Origin of the sequence: Cronbergia sp. UHCC 0137 (assembly GCF_034932285.1) — a bacterium.
In the GTDB taxonomy this organism is placed as follows: Bacteria; Cyanobacteriota; Cyanobacteriia; order Cyanobacteriales; family Nostocaceae; genus Cronbergia.
Genome location: NZ_JAYGHC010000003.1, coordinates 140514 through 148982 on the forward strand (window position 1 = coordinate 140514; position 8469 = coordinate 148982).

The window sequence follows — 8469 nt, forward strand, 5'->3', positions numbered from 1 at the left end:
AATGAATCGGTGTTCTAGGAGTGGGGTTTTATCTCAAACAATGGGCGTTGCTGATTTTAGGGATGAAAATAATTTTGCATACATTCAAAATCCCTGTAGAGACGTTCCATGGAACGTCTCTACACCTAAAAATCATACGCTAATTCAGCAACGCCAAACAATGATTACTTTTGCCCAGAAACAAAAGCAACTCTATTTCTAAATAACAACCAGTGTCTCAATTGACGGATTTTTGTCACACAACTCTTGATCAAGTTAAATTGTGGTTTTGGAGTTTTTGGTGGCATAGCCAAACGTAAAATCATCTCTAACAACCACGGTGCTAATCGTTGACAGATTACAGCTAAATGAGATTGCCAACCAACTAAAATTTCTGGTGTATCCCTTTCCAGTCCAGTAACGAGAGTCTGCGCTACTTGCTGAGGAGTCATCGGGATCACCCAGCGAAATAATTTTAAGTCGCGCACCATGTCTGTGTCTGTCAGGGAAGGAAGTAAAGCGATAACGCGGATATTGTGTTCTGCTAATTCTTGACGTAACGCTTGAGTAAAGCCGATAATTGCAAACTTGGTGGCCGAATATGTCGCCATTGTCGGGGCTGCAACTTTCCCCATTAAACTAGAAACATTGACGATGATCCCTTGTTTTTGGCTGGCCATGCGTCGCGCTATTAGACCAGTCAGGGTATACATTCCCAATAAATTCACCGAAAGTTCTTCTTGCACTTGGGGCAGTTTTGATTGCAGAAATGAGCTTTGATAGGCTACACCTGCACAGTTGACGAGTAGATGAATGGGTCCATAACTGCGCCATAGTTGCGCTACAGCGATATTAATGATGACTGGTTGAGTCAAATCTAAACACATGATTGTGGTTTCTACGCCCATTGTTTCAATTTCTTGGGCAACTTCAGCTAATTTTTGGCGATCGCGTGCTACCAAAATCAATCTTTTCATTCCTTGTTGGGCTAATTCTAGGGCGATCGCTCTCCCAATTCCACGGGAAGCCCCGGTAATTAGAGCCACTTTACCTTGAATATTCATCGGTTTTCACCTCCAATATCTGCGTCTCCCCTCTCCCTTGTTTGTCTTCTGAGGGTAAGACGATGAATGGTAATTCTCTCAAATACGAGATATTTCTGTTGTTTGTTCCCTAAATAAAGCAGAATTTTCTCGTTTTCACTTCAAAACCTCAAAAATAACCAGCATTGGCAGAATAAATACAGCGCATCGGTTTTACCTCTCTTGAATCCGAGCATTTACCAGTATGTTGCCACTACACACGTTAGCAACTAAATCAAGTGATTGCAATCTTTTTTAATCAGCATTTCTTAATGCTTGTTTACAAGGGGCATATATATATGCAATATTTAATTGGATAAGTTTTTATAAAGACTAGCTGATCCCTATCTCGATCCCCTGACAATTAGCAGCAAGCAATATCTAATATCTAGTTAATACCCTGTTAATACAGTCAACCAATTAATTCAAAATTTAAATAATTTATTCTCATGACACGACAACCCCACGACCAATTCGCAAAAGAATATCTAGAAGAATTATTAACGTCTCTAGGTGAAGTAGAAACTGGTAAAGATGTCAGAAGCGAAACTAGAGAAATAGACCTTTGGTTTGTTCCTAAAACATCATCTTCACCCCAGCATTCAGAGTTAGGATTATTAGCAAAAATGGCAGTTACAAGCTGTCTATTTGAACCATTTCGCAATGCTCCTAATGAAGTAGAGATTAGAAGTTGTTTATTAAAACTATATAGTATTCATGGAGAATTATTAAGACAAGCAAAAAGAGAAAAAGGTTCTATATCAGAAGATGAACTACCTTGTTTATGGATTTTAACACCAACCTGTTCTGAAAAAATCTTAGCTGGATTTGGGGCTACAATCAACGATGATTGGGGTAAAGGAGTGTATTTTCTGCCAAAATCACAGAAAACAGCCATTGTGGTGATCAATCAATTACCAGTAAATGAAGATACATTTTGGTTAAGGGTATTAGGAAAAGGCAAAACCCAGAAAAAAGCCATAGAAGAGTTAGTTAAAGTCTCAGAAGAGAATGAACAATGGAATTATTTACTGGAAATTTTAGCATCTTGGCGTAAAAATATAGAAGTGAAGGATGATATCAGTGATGAAGAGAGGGATTTAATTATGAGTCTATCACCAGCGTATCTCAAACAACGGGAGGAATGGAGACAAGAAGGACTGCAAACCGGACGACAAGAAGGACGACAAGAAGGACTACAAACAGGACTGCAAACAGGAATACAAACAGGACGACAAGAAGAATTACATTTGATGGTAGTGAGTTTATTAACCGCACGTTTTGGGACTTTAGATCAAGAATTATCTGCTGTTGTCAGACCGATTATGGAACTTTCTCTCACAGAAAGAACGGATTTATTACTGCATTTATCAAATCTTTCCCGTGAGGAATTATTAGCTAAGTTTGTAGTTAATTGAAATGTTGAGTTGAGACATAAAACCCAATTGGTATAGCAATCCCATTTGAGTTGTAAACTGACTCACGATACTAGACAACAGGTACAAGAAGAGGTTTATATTTCATTGAGGATTGCTGTATCAAGTTAGTATGATTAGAAAAATACTTTGCAAAAATTTACATGATGAATGCGGTATTGATGAGAGCGATCGCCCTAAATCAGTGAAAATATAGTTCAGCCAATTAAATAAACAAAATCTATCATTTTTCGTTAGAATTAATACCTTGCTCTGTTTCCAACTCTTATGCTCAATCCGAATTTGGAAGAAATTCAGTTAACGAAAGACGACTACGAACGCTACTCCCGCCATTTAATTTTGCCAGAAGTGGGACTAGAAGGACAAAAACGTTTAAAAGCAGCCAGTGTATTGTGTATCGGTACAGGTGGACTAGGTTCACCATTGCTGTTATATCTTGCAGCAGCAGGTATTGGCCGCATTGCGATCGTTGATTTCGATATTGTTGACACCTCCAACCTGCAACGTCAAGTTATTCACGGTACATCCTGGGTAGGTAAACCCAAGATAGAATCAGCAAAAAACCGTATTCACGAAATTAACCCCCATTGTCAGGTTGACTTATACGAAACTCGTTTAAGTTCCGAAAACGCGCTAGATATCATTAAACCCTACGATATCGTCGTAGATGGTACAGATAACTTTCCCACACGATATTTAGTTAATGACGCTTGTGTATTGTTAGACAAGCCAAACGTCTACGGTTCTATCTTCCGGTTTGAAGGACAAGCGACGGTATTTAACTACGAAGGTGGTCCCAACTATCGTGACTTATATCCCGAACCACCACCACCAGGAATGGTTCCCTCCTGTGCCGAAGGTGGCGTACTAGGGATTTTACCAGGAATGATTGGGATTATTCAAGCCACAGAAACAGTTAAAATTATTCTTGGTAATGGTCATACTCTCAGTGGACGCTTGTTACTTTACAACGCCTTAGAAATGAAGTTCCGGGAGTTGAAACTGCGTCCTAACCCCATTCGTCCGGTAATTGAAAAGTTAATAGACTACGAACAATTCTGTGGAATCCCCCAAGCACAAGCCGAGGAAGCGAAACAGCAAATGGAAATTCAAGAAATGACTGTTAAGGAATTAAAGGTATTAATAGATAGTGGTGCAAAGGATTTTGTATTGCTAGATGTGCGTAACCCCCATGAGTATGAAATTGCTAAAATTCCCGGTTCTGTTTTAGTACCTTTACCAGATATTGAAAATGGTGATGGTGTCGCTAAGGTGAAGGAATTACTCAACGGACACCGCTTGATTGCTCATTGTAAAATGGGTGGACGTTCTGCTAAGGCTTTGGGTATTCTCAAGGAAGCAGGAATTGTTGGCACTAATGTTAAGGGTGGAATTAATGCTTGGAGTTCGGAAGTAGATTCTTCTGTTCCTATGTATTAAAGAAGTTGTTCAGATCCCTGAGTTCTTTGAGAAGTCGGGGATCTTAGTAATTAGATACCTTTTAGGGACTTCAAACAAACAAATTATCTAGATTAACTAACCGCAGAGGCGCAGAGAACGCAGAGGAATGAGGGTTTGAGTGGTCAATACTTGTCGGTTAAGCTAAAAACATTAAATCAGGTAGGTTGGGTTGACGTTAGGAAACCCAACATTTACGGGCTTTTGTTGGGTTGCGCTGTCGCTTAACCCAACCTACAAAAACTCTTAACCGACAAGTATTGGTTTGAGTGGTTAATACTAAGTTAGGTATTGAGAAACTACCCAAACTAAAAAATTAAAGGCAATTTTTCTAACCTCTACTTTTACCCAATCCTACCAGTTGTCTAACTAGGGATTTTACAGCTTCAGCGATCGCATCACTATCAATTTTAGCAGCATGGAGTAGTTCTTCTGGTGTGCCAGATGTGGGCATATCTTCCACTGCTAGTTTAATTAATTGTAGTTGGAGTCCTTTGTAGGGTGCGGTAAAGGCATCTAACACTGCTGCACCTAATCCCCCTTCTGGCCAATGATCTTCTACTACTACTAAGTTCCCATTGGTGTCTCTGGCTGCTTGATGTAGTGTTGACACGTCGATGGGTTTAACAGAATAGGCATCAATCACACGTACTGTAATTCCTTCATTTTGTAGCCGTTTGTAGGCTTTGATGGCTTCATGGAGGGTGATCCCAGCACCGATAATTGTGGCTTGATCTTTGTCGGAACTGTGGACAACTTTGCTACCACCAATGGGAAATTCTTCTTGAGTCCCATAAATTACGGGTGTGCTTTCTCTCGTGGTACGCAGATAAACAATCCCAGAGCGATCGCACATTTGCCCCACCAGTTTAGCAGTTTGATTGGCATCACTAGGATAAAGAACAGTGCTACCCCACACAGCCCGAAAAGCAGCTAAATCTTCCAGTCCCATCTGCGAGGGTCCATCCTGACCAATGGATACACCAGCATGAGAACCAACTAATTTAATATTGGCGCGAGATACGGCCGCCATTCTGATAAAATCGTAAGCACGGGTGAAAAAAGCGGCGAAAGTAGAAGCAAAAGGGTTATATTTTCGTACCTGTAAACCTATGGCCGCTGCTACCATCTGCTGTTCAGCGATGTACATCTCAAAGTAGCGTTCAGGAAAGGTTTCAGCAAAATCTTCTGCATAAGTTGAATTACTCACCTCTGCATCTAAAACTACAACATTGGGGCGGGCTGTACCTAAAGCCACTAAAGCATCACCATAGGCGCGACGTGTTGCTACCTTTGTATCCTTGTTATAGGTGGGAAGTTGGAGGGTTTGAGTTTGTCCCCAAATAGCCGGTTGATTTTCTGTTGTTGGGTAATTAACATTGATGGTAATGTGGCGCTGACCACCTAATTCTGCGATGGCTTTTTGTTCATCTGCTGATTTTAACGCTTTGCCATGCCAACCGCCGATATCTTCTAAAGCAGCTACACCTTTACCTTTTTTTGTCCGGGCAATAATTACCGTCGGGCGATCGTTGACAGCTAAAGCAGCACTATATGCTTGATCAATCTCAATCAAATCGTGACCATCAATTTCTATGGCTTGCCAACCAAAAGCCCGCGCTCTGTTAGCATAAATTTGGGTATTCCAGCCCAATTCAGTTTGACCACGTTGGCCGAGACGATTAACATCAATAATAGCAATTAAATTGTCTAAAGTATAGTGAGAAGCGTGATCAAAAGCTTCCCAAATCGAGCCTTCAGCCGTTTCGCTATCCCCCAATAATACCCAAACATTGTAGGGTAGTTGGTCTAAATATTTACCTGCCAGAGCAACCCCCACACCAATCGGTAAACCTTGCCCTAAAGAACCCGTTGCCACATCTACCCAGGGGGAAACAGGAGTAGGATGGCCTTCTAAACTACTACCAAACTGCCGCAGTGATAGCAATTGTTGATCAGTAATTACTCCTGCTGCTTTGTACATCGAATACAATAAAGGTGCAGCGTGTCCTTTAGAAAGAATAAAGCGATCGTTATTAGGATTTTCTGGGCGATTAAAATCGTAGCATAAATATTTACTGAGTAAAACCGCCATCAAATCAGCCGGAGACATAGAAGATGTAGGATGACCCGAACCAGCGACAGTCGTAGCGCGAATACTATCTACACGCAACTGCTGCGCTAATTCATGCCATTGGTGTAGTTGTTCCTGGGTGGTCATGGTTATTTTCCTAAATAAAAATAAAGGTTACTAAAAACTAAAACGTCTCTTCGTAATTAAAAAAAGAATGTATTTCTTTTCTTTGGATTTAATCTATAGATTAGATAAAATAAATACTTCCTTCTAATGGAATAACCATCTTTTATGTCTCAAGAAAGACAACAATTTATGCCCATCAGCTTAAATTCAATAAATATGGCACAAAACAGCCTTAATCATAGGAATTACCCATTGACATAATCTATTACATAAGATAGGGGTTATGAATTTTATTTCTTGTAGGGTGCGTTAGACCCGATAATTTGGCACAAAACAGATTTTTTCTATCTAACGCACCTCACTAATATGGGATTCCAAAAGCCTAAAACAGGGAACAGGGAACAGGAAGAGAGTTTTGGGCGATTTTACTTTTCTTCACATACCTTTAATTTTTTCTGTTCATCTACTTAAATAAACTAAACTTAGGATGCAATACTTATCGGTTAAGAGTTTTTGTAGGTTGGGTTAAGCGACAGCGTAACCCAACAAAAGCCCGTAAATGTTGGGTTTCCTAATGTCAACCCAACCTACCTGATTTAATGTTTTTAACTCAACCGAGAAGTATTGACTTAGGACGGAAATTGCAACAGCATAATCAAATTATGAGTCTATTCACTCAAAAATTACTACCCAAAAATAATAATTTTCAAAAAAACTCTACCGAACCTACAGATCCTCCAAATACCTTAATTAATAGAAATTGGCAAAAAGAAGACTATATTGGTCTTAGTATTTTATTATTCAGTTTAATTGCTGCAATCTCGTTTTTCAGTCGTCGATTTGAATATGCTTTAATATTTGCCCTTACCCTCAGCATTATCTTAATTGCTTTCTTTCTCACTGTTTAAGGGTATTTGCCCCAGCTTTGCTACGCAACTAAATTTTATAATTTGTCACAACGCATTGCAACATAGCATGACTGAATGTATTTTTTTCATAAACTTGTATTTAATACTACTTTCGTGTAAAATATACCCTTGTTTGTGTAAATGCACTTGTTTAGGGGCTACCATACACTAAATTATCCAATTTCTTGGTGATGTGGTAAACAGGTAAGGATTTAGAACTGCTAAACCCATACATTTATACTCATATACTCAGCATTCGGATATTTTTTCATTGGGAGTCCTGTATAGGCATTTCACATGATTGGGGATTGAGTACAAGTGTTTACTTTATCAGGTGAAAAAATGTTGTTATTCTTCAAGTTGATTGACTATCTATTAGCTGCCGTTGCGGTTAGTGCTGGTATCATCATCTATTTGTACACGAATAATCAGGAATATGTAATACCTGGTTCGATTGCTTTAAGTGTAGCAATTTTCTTATTTCTCCTCAATAGAAGTTCAGTAAGTCGTGCAGCAGAGGCTGATAAAAGATCTGATTTCAACAACAAAGCTGAACTCTACACCTCTCTTTTATTTAATAGTAATTCCTTGGATAACAATACAATCGTCCCTGCTAGAGCCAAAGCTTTAGAATACTGTCAAGATTTGATTAATGACTACAAAAGCACTAGAAATTGGGCAAGAAATCTTTACTATGGCTTGCAAATTTCCACTGTCATTTTATCAGGTGTAACACCAATTTTAGTGTTAGTAGATAAATTGGAAGCAGGACAAGCTTGGCTCAAATGGTTGCCAGTAATTTGTCCCGCATTAGCTTCCATTGTCGCTAGTATAGTCACTTCCTTTCCTTTTCAAAAGAACGCTGTTACTGCTAATACCATAGTTGAGTTGTTAGAAGCTGAACAAGAAAAATTTATTTTGGGTATCACCCCTGCTTATCGTTGTTACGACATAATTGATGAAGCCGAACAAAAACAAAGAGTTAGCCAATCTGTAGAACAGTTTATTATGCAAGTGAATAACATTCACCTACAACAAGTTCAACAGTTAAGTGAGCAACAACAAGAGAAGAAAGAAAAGAAAGAATCAGCAGCGAATGAAACATCTAGTTCAGAACAAAGTTAATTAGTTTAAACATAATTGGCAAACTAAACGCGATGTTTGCCAATTCGCTATTTTTTATGAATTTTCGACTATTAAAATTTATAATTTACAGATTGACAAATATATACAAAGTATTTTAAATTTTGCATTATCAATGTATTTGCATGAATTGACCATTAATAACAAAGCATTTACATGATTAATTATACTATAGCCTTTCCCACTCTAGTTAGATACAAAATTACCCCTCCCCAACCCTCCCCTTACCAACTACGGTGTACACACAAGTGATCTGATTACCC

General features: G+C 38.9%; 7 protein-coding genes. 5 read left to right on the top strand and 2 right to left on the bottom strand.

Translation table 11 applies throughout. The features are described from left to right. The coding region (locus tag VB711_RS02315; protein WP_323284059.1) for a hypothetical protein at positions 1–202 on the top strand (202 nt) is incomplete at its 5' end. Here VB711_RS02315 and VB711_RS02320 read toward each other — a convergent pair. Then, positions 165–1043 carry an SDR family NAD(P)-dependent oxidoreductase gene (locus tag VB711_RS02320; RefSeq protein ID WP_323284060.1) on the bottom strand — a complete coding sequence of 293 codons (879 nt, stop codon included), beginning with the start codon at positions 1041–1043 and terminating at the stop codon, positions 165–167. The two genes, VB711_RS02315 and VB711_RS02320, sit on opposite strands and share 38 nt — an antisense overlap. Before the next feature lie 467 nt (positions 1044–1510). Here VB711_RS02320 and VB711_RS02325 point away from each other — a divergent pair, with 467 nt between their 5' ends. Both VB711_RS02325 and moeB read left to right on the top strand, forming a co-directional pair. Next, positions 1511–2479: a hypothetical protein gene (locus tag VB711_RS02325; RefSeq protein WP_323284061.1), complete on the top strand. Its 969-nt coding sequence runs from the start codon at positions 1511–1513 to the stop codon at positions 2477–2479. A 285-nt stretch (positions 2480–2764) separates the two neighbouring features. Then, positions 2765–3937 carry a molybdopterin-synthase adenylyltransferase MoeB gene (gene moeB / locus VB711_RS02330; RefSeq protein WP_323284062.1) on the top strand — a complete coding sequence of 391 codons (1173 nt, stop codon included), beginning with the start codon at positions 2765–2767 and terminating at the stop codon, positions 3935–3937. 349 nt (positions 3938–4286) lie between these two features. Here the strand turns inward: moeB and VB711_RS02335 are convergent, their stop codons facing one another. After that, positions 4287–6176 carry a transketolase gene (locus VB711_RS02335; protein ID WP_323284063.1) on the bottom strand — a complete coding sequence of 630 codons (1890 nt, stop codon included), beginning with the start codon at positions 6174–6176 and terminating at the stop codon, positions 4287–4289. Between the two features lie 641 nt (positions 6177–6817). Between VB711_RS02335 and VB711_RS02340 the strand changes: the two genes are divergently transcribed. Beyond that, positions 6818–7063, top strand: a complete 246-nt coding sequence (locus VB711_RS02340) for a hypothetical protein (RefSeq protein WP_323284064.1) — start codon at positions 6818–6820, stop codon at positions 7061–7063. A 318-nt stretch (positions 7064–7381) separates the two neighbouring features. Continuing rightward, on the top strand, positions 7382–8188 hold the full coding sequence (locus VB711_RS02345) for a DUF4231 domain-containing protein (protein WP_416233547.1): 807 nt from the start codon (positions 7382–7384) through the stop codon (positions 8186–8188). The last annotated feature ends 281 nt before the right edge of the window (positions 8189–8469 follow it).

Excerpts from the sequence above, each read along its gene's own strand:
- VB711_RS02320 (WP_323284060.1), bottom strand. The coding sequence starts at position 1,043 with ATGAATATTCAAGGTAAAGTGGCTCTAATTACCGGGGCTTCCCGTGGA.
- VB711_RS02325 (WP_323284061.1), top strand. The coding sequence starts at position 1,511 with ATGACACGACAACCCCACGACCAATTCGCAAAAGAATATCTAGAAGAA.
- moeB (WP_323284062.1), top strand. The coding sequence starts at position 2,765 with ATGCTCAATCCGAATTTGGAAGAAATTCAGTTAACGAAAGACGACTAC.
- VB711_RS02335 (WP_323284063.1), bottom strand. The coding sequence starts at position 6,176 with ATGACCACCCAGGAACAACTACACCAATGGCATGAATTAGCGCAGCAG.
- VB711_RS02340 (WP_323284064.1), top strand. The coding sequence starts at position 6,818 with ATGAGTCTATTCACTCAAAAATTACTACCCAAAAATAATAATTTTCAA.